The sequence below is a fragment of the Nocardiopsis sp. NRRL B-16309 genome (assembly GCF_001279585.1).
Lineage (GTDB): Bacteria > Actinomycetota > Actinomycetes > Streptosporangiales > Streptosporangiaceae > Nocardiopsis.
Genome location: NZ_LGEC01000057.1, coordinates 1 through 202, shown reverse-complemented (window position 1 = coordinate 202; position 202 = coordinate 1). Strand labels below are relative to the sequence as shown.

1 pseudogene is annotated in these 202 nt (G+C 73.3%); it reads left to right on the top strand.

Annotated features, from left to right (window positions below):
- Positions 1 to 202 (top strand): annotated as a pseudogene (locus ADL05_RS06735) (DeoR family transcriptional regulator); the annotation flags it as partial.

Genomic DNA, 202 nt, shown 5'->3' with positions numbered 1-202 from the left:
GGCCGAGGTGCCCGATGGCGGTGTGGTGGTGTTGGACGCGGGCGCGGTCACCGAACGCCTGGCGGCTCGCCTGCCGGTGGATCGCGGCTACACGGTGGTGACGAACTCGGTGTCGGTGGCGTCGGTTCTGGCTCCGCGTACCGATGTCGTGGTGCATCTGATCGGTGGGCGTCTGGACCGGCGGGCGGGGGGCGCGGGGGGC